This is a genomic window from Gammaproteobacteria bacterium, from assembly GCA_011682695.1.
Lineage (GTDB): Bacteria > Actinomycetota > Acidimicrobiia > Spongiisociales > UBA4744 > BMS3Bbin01.
Window position 1 is genome coordinate 1 of record JAACED010000063.1, and the last position, 16,696, is coordinate 16,696.

A 16,696-nucleotide genomic window follows, 5' to 3' on the forward strand; every position below is an offset into this window, starting at 1 on the left:
TCATAACCCGAAGGTCGCAGGTTCAAATCCTGCCCCCGCTACGAAAGAAACCCTTGGGAATCCTACATTTCTCAGGGGTTTCTTCGCGTCCGGGTACCGGATTGACCCTGGTCTTCTAACGGATTTTCTAACGAGTGACCCGAGTTGCGACGACGGTTCCTGTGTGCTGCTCCAGTTCATGATGGTCGTTGTGGTCCCGGTTGGTTGGTGTGTGACAGGTTCGGGACGCGATTCCGGATGCTGGGCGACGGTTGTTCTCCTGCGGCTAACCCGTCGCACTGGTCACTGGCTCTGGTATGTGTATCTGCGGTGTGTCAGGTGATCCGCCACATTCTCTGATCAAGGTCGCTGTCGCGTTAGGCCTTGATCTTCGCGAGCTGTTGAAGCAGCGCCATGACCTGATTCAGTGTCCCCGGGCCGTCACCGAACTCAGGTGTCGCGTTCTCTCCTGGGTAGCGTCGGGGTTGTCCGAATAGACGATGGGCGATTTCGCCGAGGAGCCGATCTCGATCAGTTGCCTGCTCAAGATCGTTGAGGTAGGGCTTCAGAGCCGCGAGTTGAAGAGCGATATGCTCTGCTTCGCGTTGTGCGTAGCGGTGTTCGGAAGACTGCTTCGCCGCGTAGGCGGCCGCGCCTGCGACTGGCAAAGCCAATAGAGCCTTAGCGGCGAAGAGGTCCCACTCGGTTCCTGGTCGCACGGCGGCTATCACCATCCAGATGCCGATGGCCACTACGGCAACAACAGCAGCGAGAGCGAGCCATCGCCATCTGTCGGCCTCCCTTTGGTCCTTGTCGGCATTCTTCGAATAGGTGCCGACGAGCGCCTCTTCTCCGACGATCCCGAGGATGGTTTCGATTCGGCTCTTGACTGCTTCGACTTCGGCAAGCTCGTTGGTCACAGTCGTCTTTGTTTCGGAGAGCTGCTGCACCGACTCTTTACGTACGGCCTCAACCTCGGCAGTTGCTTCTTCCCGCTTCTCTTCCAACATACGACTGAACGCCTCCTGGCGTTCAGTCTGAGCAGACGCGAAGGCGTTCTGTTGCTGATTGCCCTGGTCTCGAGCCAAGGCGACGATCTGCTTCAGTTCCTCCTCGAGTCTTGTGATCTCAGACTCCAGGTCTGCCACGCGTGTTGTGGCCTTCTGGGCCTGGGCGGTGAACTGCTCTTGAGCTGTCGTGCTCGCCGTTCGTAGATCCTCGATTTCCCGATCCACCTGTGCACGGTGTTGACCGACTGAGCGACGAAGGCTCGTGATCTCGGCAGATGATTCTGCCATCTCTGTCGTGATTGGTATGGCACCCAGTACTGCCAGCGCTGCATCGAACTGTGTCGCGGCGTGGGTCACCAATTGCTCGCTCACTCCAGACGTGACCCACTGGCTTAGGTGTTCGCGACCCTGACGAACATGGTTCGCAAGTTGAGTGATCGTGGTGCCTGCGATGAGCATGGGGTCGGTGTTCTCAATCACCCAACCAATCGTCTCTGCGATGCGACGCTGTCGATCGACATGGTCCTGTTCGGCGGGGTCCGCGGCATCTTTCGAGTCGAGTTGCGACAAGACCTCGGGGAGCAGATCTGGAAGGCCGGATTCAGAGATTCTTTGGTACCAGGGACCTTGGTTCTTGTACTGCGTCATCTGCGTCACCCTACCTGTCGGGCATGACAGTTTCCGAACCGCTGGCTAGATCCCGAACACGATCTCCCCGAACGTCGCCGCCGCGTCGGCTTGCATGCCGGGCAGGACGTGTTGGTAGACCTGCATGGTGAAGGCGACGCTGGCGTGGCCGAGGCGTTCGCTGACGACCTTGACCGGCACCCCCTCCTTGATGAGGAGCGTGGCGTGGGTGTGCCGGAGATCGTGCAGTCGGATCCTGGGGAGGTCGAGCTTGGCGAGGAGCCGGTCGAAGGTCTGGGAGAAGTAGTCGGGGTGGATAGGTGATCCGTCGGGACGGGCGAACACGAAGCCTGAGTCATCGGTCCTGACACCGGTCTCCATGTACTCCTCGAGTTGCCGTTTCCGCCACGTTCGCAGGATCCTGACGGTGCGTGCGTCGAGGTCGATGGTTCGGAGGCTGTGAGCGCTCTTGACGTCGGACACATCAATCTTGTAGTCGGGCGCGGTCACGGTCTGGGTGACGGAGAGCCTGGCGTTGTCGAAGTCGATGGCGCGCCAGGTGAGGCCGAGCAGTTCGCCGCGGCGCATCCCGGTGTTCGCCTTGACGTAGAACGCTGTATGCAGTGGATGGTCTTCGACGAGTTCGAGGAACCGTCGGAGTTCGTCGGCCTTCCAGGCCTTCATCTTCGGGCGGGCCCCGGCGGAGATCGTCGGTGCGTCGGCGACGTCGGCGACGTTGCGGGTCACCGATCCCTTGCGGTGGGCGTCGGCGAGTGCCTTGTGGATGACGCTGTGTACCAGTCGGACGCTCTTGGGGCTGAGCGCCCCGCCGCCTTTGTTACGTCTTCCATCGTCGAGGAGGTGCGCGTAGAGGCCATCGAGATCCTCAGGCATCAAACGCTGGAGCGGAATCGAGCCGATGTAGGGAACGACGTGCAGCCTGATGTTTCGTTGGTACGAGGAGAACGTCGAGGCAGCGAGTCTGGCTTTCTGGGTCGGCAGCCAGCGTTCGAGGTACTCGCCGAGGGTGATCTTCTGCGGCGGGCGGTACTCACCGTCGTGATGCCGCTTGACCAACTCGACGAGCAGGCGCTCGGCTCCCTTGCGGGTGGGGCCGGCGGCGTGCCAGCGGTGGCGTCCCTTGCCGGTTGCCGGGTCGACGCCCTCGTAGATGACGACGTAGTAGCGGTTGCCTTTCTTGGCGATGTGGCCTCTCATCCCGATTCTCCTTATTGCTGGTGCTCACCTGTGTCGCCTGGTATCGGCTCTTCCGCATCGGCAGGCGGCGCACCCTTCGCGGTGGGAGCTGTTCCTTTCGGGTAGGTGAAGTCTTCGTCGCCGGTGTGCTCGGCGATGAACCCTCGGATCCCGACCTGGCGGAGATGGTCGACCCAGCGGCCAAGTTCGTCGACGGCGTTGTCGAGCGAGTCCGCGTGTTCGTCGAGGAGCGCAAGGAGCAGCTCCTTGCGGCGTTCCCGGTAGCCCCACTGTTTTGCCGTAGCGGGGACGCCGGTGATCTTCTCCACAGTGTCTTCCGCTGCGGTGGGATCAGAGATGCCGAGCTGGCGGAGCCGCTCGTAGACCGGTTCAAGCTGATCGGGTCGTCCAAGCAGCCAGGTATACAGCTCATCGACGGGTCGGGTCGTGGATCGCATGACCCGGTGGTCGCCGGGTGGGGGGAGGAGGAACCACAGGATCGGCAGGTCGAAGACCATGGCGAAGATCAGCAGCTCGTGGGCGTCGAACTCTCGGCGCCGCTCACCGTCCCAGGCCCGTTCGATGGACGAGACGCCAGCTTGGGTGAGCCGCTGGCCGAGATAGGGCTCGAGCCGGTCGGCGAGCTCTTCCTGGGTCCAGCCACGTAGCAGCCGGGCCTCTCGGATGTTGTAGGCGACGGCCTGGTTGAGGTCGACTTCTGGTGATGGCGATGAGTGGGGATTGGGGGACATCACCACATCGTACACAACCTGTTGCTTGTGATGGAAATGTGTCAACACTCTGTTATGATACAAGACATAAGCACTGAAGGCAAAGGATACAGCTTGTGTCAACCGGAGGGCTCCCACTGCTGCTGACCGTCGAGGAGGCGGGCGAGTTGCTGAGAATCGGGCGGACCAAGGCTTACGCCATGGCAAGGGAGTGGCGGGAGACCGGCGGACGATCCGGCCTCCCGGTGATCGACCTCGGCCATGTCCTGAGAGTGCCGAGACGATCGTTGGAAGAGCTGCTCGGTGCTGAACTGCCTGACGTTCCCCGTCCGGAACCGGTAGAAAAGGCAAGCCAAGCCTCGGCGCCGGGCGCACCGCCACGATCACCGGTGAGCGCGCCCACTGAAACATCACCCGGCAAGCGAACACAAGCCACCGGCCGAAGCCAACCTTGCCGCAAAGCAATGGCGAACCAGCTCGACCTCTCGACACCGAACCAGCCGCGAGCTGAGGACGGAAACCAGATGAAGAACCAACCTCGAAATCGGCCGAAGATCGACAGACGAGTGCACACCTGCGGTAGCGGGCGAGGAGGCGTCTCGTGACGGTCCGGGTGACCACGCTGAAGGGGACGGGGGCGGGGCGCTACTACACCGAGCACCTGCCGTCCTACTACCTCGACGGCGACGAGCCTCCGGGCCGATGGTGGGGTCGTGGCGCCCACCGACTCGGTCTTTCGGATGAGATCGACCCAGAGGCGTTCCTGGCGGTGATGGCCGGACACGATCCGGCGACCGGACAGGACCTCGGTCGTCGCATGGGCGAAGAGTCGGTCCGTGGGTACGACGCCACGTTCTCCGCCCCCAAGTCGGTCTCCGTCATGTTCGCGCTCGGCGAACCGGACGTGCGCCGACACGTGGTGGAGGCCCACGAGCGAGCAGTGGAGGCGGTACTCGGCTGGGTCGAGACCCACGCCCACACCCGGATGCGTCGCCGCGGCCACATCGTGTGTGTCGATACAGAAGGGATCGTGGTCGGCGTGTTCCGTCAGCACACCAGCCGCAAGCTGGACCCCCAGATGCACACCCATGCGGTGATCGCCAACCGGGTCCGAGCACCTGACGGACGCTGGCTGGCCCTGGATGCCCGCACCATCAAGGTCGACCAGCGGACCCTCTCCGCGCTGTATCACGCCGCGCTGCGTTCCGAGCTGACCCGGCGCCTCGGCGTCCGCTGGGCATCGCCCGAGCACGGCATCGCCGAAATCGCCGACATCGACCCCGAGATCCTGGCCGAGTTCTCCCAACGCACGACGGACCTCCAGCGTCGCCTCGGCGAGAAGCTCACCCGCTTCCGCGCCGACCTGGCAAGGAACCCGACACCCAGCGAACGATGGAAGTTGGAGCGGGAAGCGGCCATAGACAGCCGACCGGCAAAGCCCCACGGAATCTCCGCTGCCGAGTTGCGCCAAGAGTGGCAGGAACGAGTACGGGCGTTGGGTCGGGACCCAGATCGGATCATCGAAGCCGTTGTCGGCCGTCGGCGTGGCCTCGAAGGGATCGACGCCGCCACCGCCGCCCGGTTGGTCGAACTGGCCCTCGATTCGCTCGCAGAGCGCCAGTCGACATGGCGACCTGCCGAGCTGATCCGAGAAATGGCGGCAGCCACACCCACCACGACCACCGCCGACTCCGCAGAACTGACCGACTTTCTTCAGCGGCTCGCCGACCACGTCACCACTGCCCGCTGCGTCGATGTGTCCCGGCCGATCCCTGCAGGTGCGGCGTTGCGGCGTGACGGTCGACCCATCAACGAATCTGCTGTGGAACGTACCCTCACCACCGAGGCCATCCTCGACGAGGAGGAACAGCTCATCTCCTGGGCCGATCGGCGCCGTGATGGCCACACTCCGGCAGATCCGATCATCCGCCACGGGGAGCGACTCACCCCGACACAGGCGGAGGCGGCGGCAGTTGTTGCCGGTCACCGTGGGTTGGAGCTGATCGTCGGTCCCGCAGGTTCAGGCAAGACCACCATGCTGGCTTCCGCCGTCACCGAACTTCGAGCCCAAGGTCGCCCCGTGTTCGGGGTAGCGCCCACCGCGGCGGCAGCCGACGTGCTCGCTGTCGAGACCGGCATGGGAGCCGACACGTTGGACAAACTCCTATCCGAACATCGCCATACGACGCGACCACCCGACCCAGCGTACGATCTGCCGGCAGGGGCCACCGTGATCGTCGACGAAGCAGGAACTGCCGCCACCGCCAACCTGGCAGAGCTCGCCGGACTCGCCGACCAGAGCGAATGGCGGGTAGTCCTCGTCGGTGATCCCCGTCAGTTCTCCGCCGTGGGTCGCGGCGGCATGTTCGGCCATCTTGTCGATGCTCATGGGTGTGCCGAGCTTGACCACGTCCATCGATTCCGCCACGTTTGGGAACGCCACGCCAGTCTCCGCCTCCGCAACGGCGACCCGATCGTGCTCACCGAATACGACCAGCACGGACGCCTCCACGGCGGCACGCTCAACCAGATGGAAGAAGAAGTCATCACCGCCTGGCAGCAAGCCCGCCGACGCGGCGAGACCGTGGCGCTCATGGCCAACAACACCGACACCGTCGCCAGACTCAACCGGCTCGCCCAACATACCCGCCTTGAGGCAGGTGAACTCGACCCCGCCAAACCTTCTCTCCAAGTTGGTGATGAGTCGATGCTGATCGGCGACGAAGTCGTCACCCGCCGCAACGACCGACGCCTTCGTACCGACCGCGGGCAGATGGTCAAGAACCGTGACCACTGGACCATCACCAACATCCACCCCGACTCAACCGTCACCCTCGCCGGGCGCACCGGCGCGATTCGGCTCCCGGTTAAGTATGTGGCCGAGGATCTCGAACTGGGCTACGCCCAGACCAGCCACGCCACCCAAGGCCGGACCGTCGATGTCGCCCTCCTCCTCGTCGATGCACCCACCGACAGCCGCGGCATCTACACCCCCATGACCCGAGGACGAGAGGGCAACGACGCCTACGTCGCTGTCGACGACAACCAGACCGCCCTCGATGTGCTCACCCAAGCCATCGGTCGTGACTGGATCGACCAGCCCGCGGTCGCACGGAGAACCCAGCTTGACCCGCGTCGAGACCGGCAGCTCGACGACCCGGGTGACCAAGAGGAGTACGCCAAGCTCGAACGACGCATCTTCCACAGCATCGAGCAGCGCCGGGCACGGGCGAGAGACGCAGAGCGCACGGCAGGGCGAGGCCTTGTTTGACGATCAAGTGATTTGTGTTCTTCTGTATCGACAAGCCGGTTCGACCTGGGTCACGAGACGCCGGAGGGTTTGAAACTGCAATCGCTACTACGAACGACGACTGCACCTGCCAAACAAGCCGAGCACATTCACCAATGGTCTGCTCGGCGGCGCGGACACACAGGCCACTGCGATGGGAGGCCCGGTCGTGCCACGTGACGCCATCATCGAGAACCCCGTCATCAACTCGCCCTTCCACCAGCCTGACCGACATCTCCGTTTCGATGAGGAAGGCATCACGTCGGATGTCGTTAATGGTCGTCGGCCGAGCTCGTATTTCGTGCCGATTCCGTCGGCTCGGAAGCGGGCGGTCAGCGAAGCTTCGAGACCGAGTGGACAGCGGACCGTCTCCAGGAGAACTCCACGATCAATCGATCCCGGAACGCATCGACCAGTGGCGCCTGGGCGGCCACCTGGGTGTAACCCCAACGACCCGTCGTCTCACTGAGTAACTCGCGAGCTGCGAGGTCAGAGCACAGTCCCCACACCGGAAAGACCAGTGAGACGGCGATGAGGCCTGGCACAACCACCGGCGGAGGTGTTGGCTGTCACCGTGTGGGCGGAGATTGCGGCACCGGTCGGATCGGGTCGTCGGTTGCGGTGTCGCCAGTGGGGCTGGCGAGAGCGCGTTCCAATGATGTGAATAGGTTGAGGACGGTTGGTGCTTCGAAGATGCGGTAACGCTGTTTTCCGATGTTTCGCTGTGTCAGGATTCCCGCGTCGACGAGGCGGTTGACGGCTGCTCCGGTGGCGACGTCGGAGCGGTTGACGAGCCCGGCGGCTGATTCCACAGTCAGGATGGGGACTCCAGGGAGAATGTGAATGAGCAAGTCCAAGGCAGATCCCTTGCGGACGGTGCCGCAGGACTCGGTGGATCTCCAACAGATCGGCAACTGAGAACCGCTCTGCGTGGATTGCCAGCTCGATGGCGGACTCCATGGCTGCGATGTTGCCGAGGACCTCGACGCCGACGCGATCGGCTGTCTCGCCACCCTGGGCGAGAGCGGACCGGTATCGTCGGTTCATGGACGATCCACTCACTGGGTATATCCGCGTCAAGGCCATCTGCGTATTCAGGAACGACGGGTGGTTGCTCGCTATCGACGACTTCGATCCAACCAAGCAGCAACGGTTCTGGGTACCTGTCGGTGGGAGAGTTGAGTTCGGTGAGACAAGCAACGGAGCGATCCGCCGGGAAGTGGCCGAGGAGCTGTCTGCGGAGATCACCGATCTGGGTCTGCTCGGTGTGCTCGAGAACCTGTTCATCTTCGACGGGGACGATGGTCACGAGATCGTGTTCGTGTACGACGCGCGGTTCGTGGATGAGTCCATCTACATCCGAGAACAAGTGACAGTTGTCGAGGGTGACAAGACGTTGATCGCCCGCTGGATCGATCCAGTCTCTCCTGCTCGTGGATGGCCTCTCTACCCCGAAGGCCTCGCTGAACTCCTCGGTAACACGCCAACATGATCTTGCGACACATTGCAGGGGTTGGGACTGAGCTGTGACCGCTGTCCTGCTCCTCGGTGACTCCATCCGGATGCACTACCAGCCGGTGGTCACAGAAGTGCTTGGACCTGTGGTGCCTGTCCGAGGTCCCGATGAGAACTGCGGATCCAGCCGCGTGTTGAGGGCGAGTCTCGGCCGTTGGGCCCTCGACGCCCTCGTTGAGTCGACCGTGGTGCATGTGAACGCGGGCCTACACGATCTTCGCAAGACCCCTGAGAATGGGTGGGATGTGGAGGTGCCCCTCGATGAGTATCGGAGCAACATGGCGGAGGTGTTGGACAGGCTCATCGAACACCCGCTCGTGGCTCACGTCGCTGTTGCGACCTCCACTCCTGTGGATGAGAGACGCCACAACGTGGCTCGACACTCGCACCGGTTCGCTGCCAACTTGGCTGCGTACAACGTTGTGCTTCTGGATCTAGCGGGAGAACGTGGGCTGATGCTCAACGATCTTTGGCGGGCAGCAACTACCTCCAGTGCTGGCCTGTTGTCGTCCGATGGGGTTCATCTCACTCCGGAGGGTTCGGTGATCATCGGAGTGGAGGTGGCCAATACATTGGAATTCCTCATGGGCGGTGCGACACAGGCCAGGTCCACCTGCGGAGCCTGATGGTCACGATGCTGTCGGTCTCCAAGAGAAGACCAAGCGCGTTTGCTTGGGAACCGCGTCCTACCTGAGCTGGCTGATGAAGGCACCAATCCGCTCCGTGACGATCTGGAGCGATTCGATTGATCTGGCGGGATCGCCTGAGTGTTGGAGTGCGTGGTCGGCCCGTCAATTGCGACAACTTTGATGTTCTGAAGCTCGGGGACGAACTCAGAGTCCCATGTGGGATCTCCAGTACCTCCCACAGCCAGAGTTGGAGCCGTGGATGTCTGCAGGGCTTGTCTCACGTCTTCGTTGTTGAGCAGTGGCGTCAACCACACACCGGGGAGGGAGCGTTCGACCGCTGTTGGCATAGCGAGGGACGAAATCGACATGGTGATCAGAAGTCGATTGGAAACGTTCCAACTTCGTTGAGCGCAGACTCGAGCCGTTCGGACACCCATTGGTGTCCATCGACGGAACGATCCCACCGGTCCCACACTTGGAGAACCGACCATCCGTCTGCCTGAAGTGTTTCTCTGGCGAACCACAGCAACGGAGCGGCCTGACCGTACCCGGCTCCCGGGGGCACGATCGCAACCCTGTCGGGATCACCGTCGAAGAAGATGCCTTCGCATATGCCAGGATCAACGGTCTTCTCAGCCTTGTCGATGGCCTGCTCTCTGACGTCGGCAATCGTCTGGTCGACGGATTCCCAGCCTCCTCGGTCGTGTGCAACCAGCTGGCGCGATGCGGGAGCGAATAGGTTGTAGCCGAGCGCTGTGACCGGTCGCCAGGTCTTGAGTGTGTGGGTTGCCCTACCCGCGCCTGCGTGAAGCGCAGCCTCACCGAACCACAACTCCCGGTCCAGCGCATCTGCCACCGTGGCGACTGCGTCGTGAGATCTCCCGACATGAGCAAGTAGGCAGACCCGCCGGAAGGTCGCGGTGGGCACATCGTCCTCGTCGAGATTTCCGATGTCTTCTTCGACGGCTCTGAGGGCACTCTCGTAGTCGCCCTCCCCATACAGAGCGAACATTCGATCACCCCACTGTGCGAAACTCGACACGACGTCAGCCTACCGAAATGCCATCCCACAGAGCCTGAGAATCGCCCGGCGACGTTCGATCGGCGTCTGTGGACCGCGATTTCCAGGTCGTCTGTCAGCTAACTTCTTGCTTGTCCCGCAGCCAAGCGGTGCATTGCCGACGGAGGACGGTCGCCTTCGAGGCGGTCAAGAATCTCCCTTGCACACTCGTCAGGGGTCAAGACAGACGTATCCATTTCCATGTCATAGATGCCCGGACGGTGGACCTCGGTCTGCCATCTGCGTACCGGTTCGGGGATCTCTCCGTAGTTCGACGTACCGAGGTAGGTATCGCCTCCGTCGGCGTCGCGTCGTTGCATGATGACATTGAGAGGACATCGAACACCGATGAGCCATGCCGGATAGCGGTCCAGGCGGCGTGCAGCCGATCGAAGCGTTCCAAGGGAGCGCGTGTACGAGTCGTGATGTCCGACGTCGACAACAACGTTCTCTCCCTGCTCGCTGAAAGCGGCAACCGAGTCATACAGATCGATGAACGCCTGCCGGACGAAGTCCTCCAAATCGGGGCGCTCTCCTCCGGGCCGCAGACCGATACCGGGCAGCTTCTCCGCAGGAGTTGTCGTCAGCACCGAGTCCACGCCGATGCTCTGCCAAGCGCCACCGGATATCGAGCACATCGTGTTTGCGATACTCGACTTCCCCGATCGGGGAGCGCCGTTGAGGATCACGATTCGACCGAGCTTCACCATGCAATCGGAAGCCTACCAATCTGCCCCATTCGGGCGTGCATCTGGATTGCCCGCTCTGTGACGCGCGTTTCAATGCGTGAAGCCGTGGAAGTGGACTGTCAAGTCCTCGATCGTATCGACAGACACATGGGCCTGGTCTGCTCGACGTTCTCGCTCGGCGGACGTGACGAGGCCATTCGTCGCATCGAAGGCGTTGTAGTGGACAACCAGCGCGAATCCAGCCTCCACGGCCCCGACCAACTCGTCCGACTGACCGTTGCCCACATACGCGGAACGCGCGGCGGGAACATCGAGACGATCGAGCACATACGCGTACGCTTCCCGCTTCGGCTTCTTCGCTCCAATGACGTGGGAGAAGCCGACAGTATCGAAGTATGGAGCAAGAGGCGAGGTCGGCCACGCCCGTACTTCCCTCTCGTGGCAGTTACTCAGGAGTCCGAGTTGCCATCCGCGTGCCTTGAGGTCGACAACGAGTGAGGACACCTCCGATCTCGGTTTCTCGATCGAACGGTCTTGGCACCGGCCCATGATGTCATCGGTTAGCAGCCGTTGTTGCGTGGTCAAGGGCAGGCCGAGGTCGCCTGCAAAGCGGTCTACGAGGTCCACCACGCGCACCCCCGTTGTTGTCCGTTCCAAGGACGTTGCGGCCCAGAACTCCGAGAACGCGTCGAGGTCGATCCCGATCTCGACGCTCAGGACCTCAAGCCGTGTGAACGCGGGCGGTCGGAAGTCTTCGGGATCGACAAGTGTGTGGAACAGATCAAAGACAACGGCTCTCGAAGAAGTCATGAGGCGCATTGTCGCATCGGAACCCTCTATCCGAGGCGATGGTCGGCGTGCTAGCTCAACGGAGTACAAGCACCTGCGGAAGCAACGCGGGAGTCAGCCTCATGCGCATGTGAACGCGAGTGTCCCAGTCGAGTCCAGCTTCGCTCTGCTCGCGGGCGATTGCCACCATGTCGGCGGTCCACTGTCGTGGGGGTACGACTTCGAAGCCGATCCGTTCATACCACGGTTGATTCCATTCGACATCGGCTTGAGTGCTGAGCAGGATTGATCGCTCGCCGCCGCGTAGGGCATCTGCGATGACGGCATCCACAAGCGAGGTGCCGACGCCGCGGCACTGCGATGGTGGCGAAACGGCCAACTGTCCGATGCAGAGTTCGCCGTCCGAACGTGTAAGGAATATCCAGCCCACTACCTGTCCGCCGATCTCAGCGACGAGTACCCGTCCCGGCGTGAATCGCCTGTTCGGCCGCCGTATCGGGAATCGCGCCCAAGGACAGGAATCGGGGTGGCCAACAGCTTCAAACTGCTGTTGAGTCACCAGATCGTCTTCTCGGCATCTGGCAACGTCGGCCGATCTTCCGACGCGAACACTCAATGATACGGGCATGCGCGTCAATCTATACCATCCGTTGCAGGTCACCTGGTGCGCATAGAACAAATGCCTGGTGCATCCGGCGAAGACCATCCGAGGCAACAGAATCGTGTTCTCCTCGACGACTACGGACTGGTCCGCAACGCGGCGCGTCGCACCAGAGGAATTGTGCTGCCTCTCCACACTGAGGTCGATCTCCGGGTCCGCGTCGGTTACACTGTGGTTGCGTCAGGAGAAGCGTGGAACTCACCAACCTGCTGTGGTTGGAAGAGCGGCTATGGCGGAGATCTTGCGTGTCCCGGGCGCCACCGGCCGGTGGCCGGCCACGGCAGTCAACAGCATCTGGCCTAGCCTGTGGCCATGGAAACGACCAGGTCGAAGTTCACCGGTAGTGACCAGGAGTATCTACGCGACGTCCAGTATCGGGATGGGAGCCGCCTGGCGCGACGGGCCAACCTGCACGCCAAGTACCGGACCGCGTCTACACCGTTTTTCGACTGGGTCGGAGCGCATTTCGACCTGTTCGGCGGCGCCGAGGTTCTCGAGGTTGGGTGCGGCACGGGTTGGCTGTGGCAGGAGTCCAGTTTCGACATACCACCCGGAGTGAAGCTGACGCTCACCGACCTGTCCCCGGGCATGGTCAAGGAAGCAGTTGCCCGGGTTGAGGCCGCTGGTCGAGTGGAGACGGTGGCAGGGCAGCCTGCGGACGCCCAGTCGTTGCCGTTCGAGAACGGGTCCTTTGACCGGGTGGTCGCCAATCACATGCTCTACCACCTTCCAGACCCGGCGCTGGGTGTTGCCGAACTGGCTCGCGTGGTTCGCTCGGACGGCGTCGTGATCGCATCCACCAACGGCTCCGAACACCTCCGCGAGCTGTGGGAGATGCGCGCCAAGGTGTTCGGCACTAGCCCGGTCGACGAGACGGCCACCGTCTTCAACCCCGAGATCGGGTTCGAGCTACTCCGGGAACACTTCGCTGAGGTTGACTGGTTCGACTACCCCGATCAGCTGATTTGTACTGACCCAGTCGACGTGCTCGCACACATCTGTTCCGCCCCTCCTGCAGAAACCGCAACTCCCGAGCAGCTCTCACACCTGACCGATGAGGTGGAGCGAGCATTCAATGCCGGCGGTGGGCGACTCATGGTGACCAAAGAAGTCGGCTGCTTTGTCACACGTGGGCAGCGCAAGCGACCACGCCGGTGAGACGCTGGGCACCCGGGAACCTAATCGTCCGCCGTGAGGTGCTGCACGGCCGCGTCTGGAGTGGGCTACCGATGTACGTCATAGCCGACCGCCCAGATGTCCTGGCCCTCTACCTCTCTACGGACGCTGAGCTAGGCTTTGCCCCCCGGGTCTGGCCAACGGCGAACGGCCGACATCCCTGGGACCAAGGCCCCGAAACCCGCTGGCAAGGTCACGGAGTACTCCACCTCCACAGACCTGATGACGCCTACGCCGTGTGGGTGTTCTGGCACGGTCCGGAACGCAGATTCGACGGCTGGTATCTGAATCTCCAAGCTCCGTTCACGCGAACCGAGATTGGAATCGACACGCTGGATCACGAACTCGACATCGTCACTGGCATTGACGGGAGTTGGCGGTTCAAAGATCTCGAGCTGCTCGAGTCGTATGTGGATACCGGGCGGTTCTCCAGAGAAGAGGTCGACGCGATCTTGGCCGAGGGTCGACGGCTCGGCCGGATGCTCGACGCTGGTGACCGCTGGTGGAGTGACGAGTGGGCAGGCTGGGTTCCCGAGTCTCAGTGGACGATCCCACCGGTGCTTCCACAGGGGTGGGATTGGGTCTGACCGTGGCGGCTCGGGGCCTGTAGGCGGATGGTTTGCGTGGTATCGTGCCTCAGCCAGTCGGATCGATGAGCCGTCGGACCTCCCGCGCGACGGATGGGATGTCGGCCGGGGAAGTGGTGTCGACTTCGACCAAGCTCGCCGATAGCCCCTGCGGCCCTGCTGAATCGGGTCCCCACAGTCGCTCGTCGCTCACTCGGACCACGTCGAGGTGGACCCAGTGGCGTTCGTGTGCGCGGTCGGCGTACCGCGTCTGTGCGACAGACGGTGGACACGAACAGTGAACCTCGATCACGTTCGCTCCGAGGCGCCGAAGGCGGTCAGCAGCAATAGTCGGATCCCAGGATGCTTCGAGTACCGCACCAGCGGACTGTGCTGCAAGCGCCCAGACGATCTCGAACGCGGCCGCTCCGAGTCGCTGAGACGTCTCGACCGTGATGGTGTTGGGGCGCTCAAGGGCATCTGCGAGGGCCTCCTTGATCGTGTCCTTTGACAACAGTGGCGCTCCCAGTTCCCGAGCGAGCGGTTGTGCAAGGGTTGTCTTGCCAGAGCCGGGTTGTCCCGTCACGACGACGAAGGCTGTGCACTTGCTCGTGTCTCCCATGGGTGCCATGTTCGCACATGGGCGACAACACCTCCGCGTGTAGCGGACGCTTAGTCGGCGTGTCGGTTGGCGTCACTACCTTTTCGGGCCAGTCTGGTCGCGCATGGGACACCGCTTCGAGATCGTATCGACGCCAACGAGCCGTCGGAACTCCGTCCCTTCTGGGCGACTGCACTCGGGTACGAAGCCTTCACCACGGATGAAGGGGCGATCGACCTTGGCGATCCCGACGGTGACTCGCCGGTTGTGTGGTTCCAACGCGTACCCGAGACAAAGACCATCAAGAACCGAGTTCATTTGGACATCTGGTTCGACGACAGCGCCACGGCCGTAGACCTCGTCGTCGAGCTTGTCAGGCTTGGTGGGGCCGTGTTGGGCGAGCACGAACACTTCACCGAAGCCGGAATAGTGCCTACGGGGATTCGCTGCTCCACTCCTCACCACACCCCACACTCCTTACCAGTCATGTATCTAATCTAAAGATTCTGGTTAGTATCGGTACATGACTGATTCGACAGCCTCGCCCGGACCGCGCGAGTTGGCCGACTGGTTGCTGGCTCGTGGTCGCCATTGGGTGACTACGACGGATGCCGCTGAGCTGCTGGGAATCCCGGAGCGTCATGTGGCACCGTCGTTGGCTCAGTCGCGGCGGCGCGGGTACCTGTTCAGCCCTACGACGGGATTGTACGTTGCCATCCCGCCCGAGTTCCGCTCCTGGGGTGCTGTCCCGGCGGCGCACTTTGTGGATCCGATGATGCGCCATCTCGGCCATGAGTACTACGTTTGCCTCCTGTCGGCGGCCGAGATCCACGGGTTCTCCCATCAACGCCCTCAAGTCTTCCAGGTGATGACGCCGGCGAGGCTTCGGGCTCGGACATTCGGTCGGGTCCGAATCGAATTCGTCACATCTGTGCATACGTCGGATCGTCCCACCGAAGTCGTCAACACCCCGACCGGGACGATGCGGGTCTCGACCCCTGAAGTCACCGTGCTCGATCTCGTTTCCTTCCCAAATGCGAGCGGGGCCTTGTTCAACGTGGCAACCATCATCGGCGACATGCTGATGGAGCATGCTCTCGATGTTGGTCGGCTCGCCGAAGTCGCCACTGGCTACCCGGTGTCGATTGTTCAACGCACTGGATGGCTCCTCGACTACATGGCCGGGCAGGTTGGCGTGGAAGTCGACACCGAGCCGCTGGTATCCCTTGCGTCCTCTCGGGCCACGCCCACTCCGCTGGATCCCGGCCACGGACGATCCGGGGACCTCGATCGGCGCTGGAACGTGATCGTCGCCGAGTACCCGGATGAGGAGTCGTCGTGATCCCCCAAGCGGCCGAATGGGGTCGCACTGTGCCGTGGCCGACGGTGGAGCAGATCGAGCAGGACCTGCTGCTATCCCGGCTCATCGTCGAGATCGCCAACGACGACTATCTCGGTGACGAGCTGGTGTTCCGAGGGGGCACCTGTTTGCACAAGCTCCACGCACATGAACCACTCCGCTACAGCGAGGACCTCGACTACGTCCGCAGCACCGGCGGCGGAATCCGGGAACTCACCCGGGCGGTCACCCAGATTGGCGATCGACTCGGCATGGAGGTGCGGACGAAGATTACCGAGCACCCGAAGATGTTCCTGCGCGCCCCCTACGAGACGGGTGGAGGCCAGATGCGGGTCAAGATTGAGGTCAACACCTTCGAGCGCTCGCCGGCCAACCCACCGATCAGGATCCCGTTCGATGTCGAGTCCTCCTGGTTCAGCGGCAGCGCCGGGGTGCTCACGTTCACCCTCGATGAGGTAGTGGCTACGAAGATTCGAGCCTTGTTCCAGCGATCGAAGGGGCGCGACCTGTTCGATCTTTGGCTGGCCCTCACCCAGCTCGGCGTAACACCGTCCTCACTTGTCGAGGCCTTCGCCCCGTACCGCCCCGACGGGTACACGAGGCGCCGCGCCGAGCTGAACCTTCGCGAGAAACTGACGCGACCGGCGTTCCGCGAAGACCTCCGTGCGCTGGTGACGGCCTGGCCGGAGGGATACGACATCGACGCCGCGGCTGAATCCGTAATCACCGATGTGCTCGCCCTCATCGAGTAGGCGAGCACCCGATTCTTCTAACGGATCTTCTAACGGATGGGGCGGCATGAGGGGTTATCCACAGG

The 16,696-nt window shown here is 62.5% G+C and carries 19 protein-coding genes; 9 read left to right on the forward strand and 10 right to left on the reverse strand.

Annotated elements, in window-relative coordinates; translation table 11 throughout:
• Nucleotides 1-356: 356 nt before the first annotated feature.
• The 3 genes from GWP04_10600 to GWP04_10610 are packed head-to-tail and all read right to left on the reverse strand — an operon-like array spanning nucleotide 357 to nucleotide 3,565.
• Nucleotides 357-1,637 (reverse strand): hypothetical protein, encoded by a 1,281-nt coding sequence (locus tag GWP04_10600; GenBank protein ID NIA26000.1) that lies wholly within the window; start codon nucleotides 1,635-1,637, stop codon nucleotides 357-359.
• Nucleotides 1,638-1,682: 45 nt separating this feature from the next.
• A complete protein-coding gene (locus GWP04_10605) occupies nucleotides 1,683-2,834 on the reverse strand; it encodes a tyrosine-type recombinase/integrase (GenBank protein ID NIA26001.1) in 1,152 nt (383 codons plus the stop codon).
• 11 nt (nucleotides 2,835-2,845) lie between these two features.
• Complete coding sequence (locus tag GWP04_10610; protein ID NIA26002.1) at nucleotides 2,846-3,565, reverse strand: helix-turn-helix domain-containing protein; 720 nt, start codon at nucleotides 3,563-3,565, stop codon at nucleotides 2,846-2,848.
• A 95-nt stretch (nucleotides 3,566-3,660) separates the two neighbouring features.
• Between GWP04_10610 and GWP04_10615 the strand changes: the two genes are divergently transcribed.
• Together GWP04_10615 and GWP04_10620 are read left to right on the forward strand one after the other, a co-directional pair.
• On the forward strand, nucleotides 3,661-4,149 hold the full coding sequence (locus GWP04_10615; protein NIA26003.1) for a helix-turn-helix domain-containing protein: 489 nt from the start codon (nucleotides 3,661-3,663) through the stop codon (nucleotides 4,147-4,149).
• Nucleotides 4,146-6,815, forward strand: coding sequence for a relaxase domain-containing protein (locus GWP04_10620; GenBank protein ID NIA26004.1), 2,670 nt, complete (start codon nucleotides 4,146-4,148; stop codon nucleotides 6,813-6,815). Before GWP04_10615 ends, GWP04_10620 begins: the two co-directional genes overlap by 4 nt.
• 350 nt (nucleotides 6,816-7,165) lie before the next feature.
• On the opposite strand, the gene GWP04_10625 is transcribed toward GWP04_10620, so the two are convergent.
• Together GWP04_10625 and GWP04_10630 are read right to left on the reverse strand one after the other, a co-directional pair.
• Nucleotides 7,166-7,378 carry a hypothetical protein gene (locus tag GWP04_10625; GenBank protein ID NIA26005.1) on the reverse strand — a complete coding sequence of 71 codons (213 nt, stop codon included), beginning with the start codon at nucleotides 7,376-7,378 and terminating at the stop codon, nucleotides 7,166-7,168.
• A gap of 24 nt (nucleotides 7,379-7,402) precedes the next feature.
• On the reverse strand, nucleotides 7,403-7,690 hold the full coding sequence (locus GWP04_10630) for a hypothetical protein (GenBank protein ID NIA26006.1): 288 nt from the start codon (nucleotides 7,688-7,690) through the stop codon (nucleotides 7,403-7,405).
• Between the two features lie 188 nt (nucleotides 7,691-7,878).
• Between GWP04_10630 and GWP04_10635 the strand changes: the two genes are divergently transcribed.
• Both GWP04_10635 and GWP04_10640 read left to right on the forward strand, forming a co-directional pair.
• The gene (locus GWP04_10635; protein NIA26007.1) at nucleotides 7,879-8,325 is read left to right on the forward strand and encodes an NUDIX domain-containing protein; all 447 of its coding nucleotides are present in this window, start codon (nucleotides 7,879-7,881) and stop codon (nucleotides 8,323-8,325) included.
• 34 nt (nucleotides 8,326-8,359) lie between these two features.
• Nucleotides 8,360-8,974 carry a hypothetical protein gene (locus tag GWP04_10640; protein ID NIA26008.1) on the forward strand — a complete coding sequence of 205 codons (615 nt, stop codon included), beginning with the start codon at nucleotides 8,360-8,362 and terminating at the stop codon, nucleotides 8,972-8,974.
• Between the two features lie 376 nt (nucleotides 8,975-9,350).
• On the opposite strand, the gene GWP04_10645 is transcribed toward GWP04_10640, so the two are convergent.
• From GWP04_10645 to GWP04_10660, 4 genes are all read right to left on the reverse strand, one after another.
• Complete coding sequence (locus tag GWP04_10645) at nucleotides 9,351-10,019, reverse strand: hypothetical protein (protein NIA26009.1); 669 nt, start codon at nucleotides 10,017-10,019, stop codon at nucleotides 9,351-9,353.
• A 98-nt stretch (nucleotides 10,020-10,117) separates the two neighbouring features.
• A complete protein-coding gene (locus GWP04_10650; GenBank protein ID NIA26010.1) occupies nucleotides 10,118-10,747 on the reverse strand; it encodes a chloramphenicol phosphotransferase in 630 nt (209 codons plus the stop codon).
• A 69-nt stretch (nucleotides 10,748-10,816) separates the two neighbouring features.
• Nucleotides 10,817-11,536: an HAD hydrolase-like protein gene (locus tag GWP04_10655; GenBank protein NIA26011.1), complete on the reverse strand. Its 720-nt coding sequence runs from the start codon at nucleotides 11,534-11,536 to the stop codon at nucleotides 10,817-10,819.
• 55 nt (nucleotides 11,537-11,591) lie between these two features.
• Entirely contained in the window at nucleotides 11,592-12,143 is a 552-nt protein-coding gene (locus GWP04_10660; GenBank protein NIA26012.1) for a GNAT family N-acetyltransferase, read from the reverse strand.
• A gap of 345 nt (nucleotides 12,144-12,488) precedes the next feature.
• Between GWP04_10660 and GWP04_10665 the strand changes: the two genes are divergently transcribed.
• Together GWP04_10665 and GWP04_10670 are read left to right on the forward strand one after the other, a co-directional pair.
• Nucleotides 12,489-13,334 (forward strand): methyltransferase domain-containing protein, encoded by an 846-nt coding sequence (locus GWP04_10665; GenBank protein NIA26013.1) that lies wholly within the window; start codon nucleotides 12,489-12,491, stop codon nucleotides 13,332-13,334.
• Nucleotides 13,335-13,405: 71 nt separating this feature from the next.
• Entirely contained in the window at nucleotides 13,406-13,939 is a 534-nt protein-coding gene (locus GWP04_10670) for a DUF402 domain-containing protein (GenBank protein ID NIA26014.1), read from the forward strand.
• A gap of 49 nt (nucleotides 13,940-13,988) precedes the next feature.
• Here the strand turns inward: GWP04_10670 and GWP04_10675 are convergent, their stop codons facing one another.
• Entirely contained in the window at nucleotides 13,989-14,549 is a 561-nt protein-coding gene (locus GWP04_10675; GenBank protein ID NIA26015.1) for an AAA family ATPase, read from the reverse strand.
• 117 nt (nucleotides 14,550-14,666) lie between these two features.
• Here GWP04_10675 and GWP04_10680 point away from each other — a divergent pair, with 117 nt between their 5' ends.
• Genes GWP04_10680 through GWP04_10690 form a run of 3 tightly spaced genes read left to right on the forward strand, consistent with a single transcriptional unit; the run spans nucleotide 14,667 to nucleotide 16,631 of the window.
• Nucleotides 14,667-15,020 (forward strand): hypothetical protein, encoded by a 354-nt coding sequence (locus tag GWP04_10680; GenBank protein NIA26016.1) that lies wholly within the window; start codon nucleotides 14,667-14,669, stop codon nucleotides 15,018-15,020.
• 22 nt (nucleotides 15,021-15,042) lie between these two features.
• Nucleotides 15,043-15,861: a hypothetical protein gene (locus GWP04_10685; GenBank protein NIA26017.1), complete on the forward strand. Its 819-nt coding sequence runs from the start codon at nucleotides 15,043-15,045 to the stop codon at nucleotides 15,859-15,861.
• A complete protein-coding gene (locus GWP04_10690; GenBank protein NIA26018.1) occupies nucleotides 15,858-16,631 on the forward strand; it encodes a nucleotidyl transferase AbiEii/AbiGii toxin family protein in 774 nt (257 codons plus the stop codon). Before GWP04_10685 ends, GWP04_10690 begins: the two co-directional genes overlap by 4 nt.
• The last annotated feature ends 65 nt before the right edge of the window (nucleotides 16,632-16,696 follow it).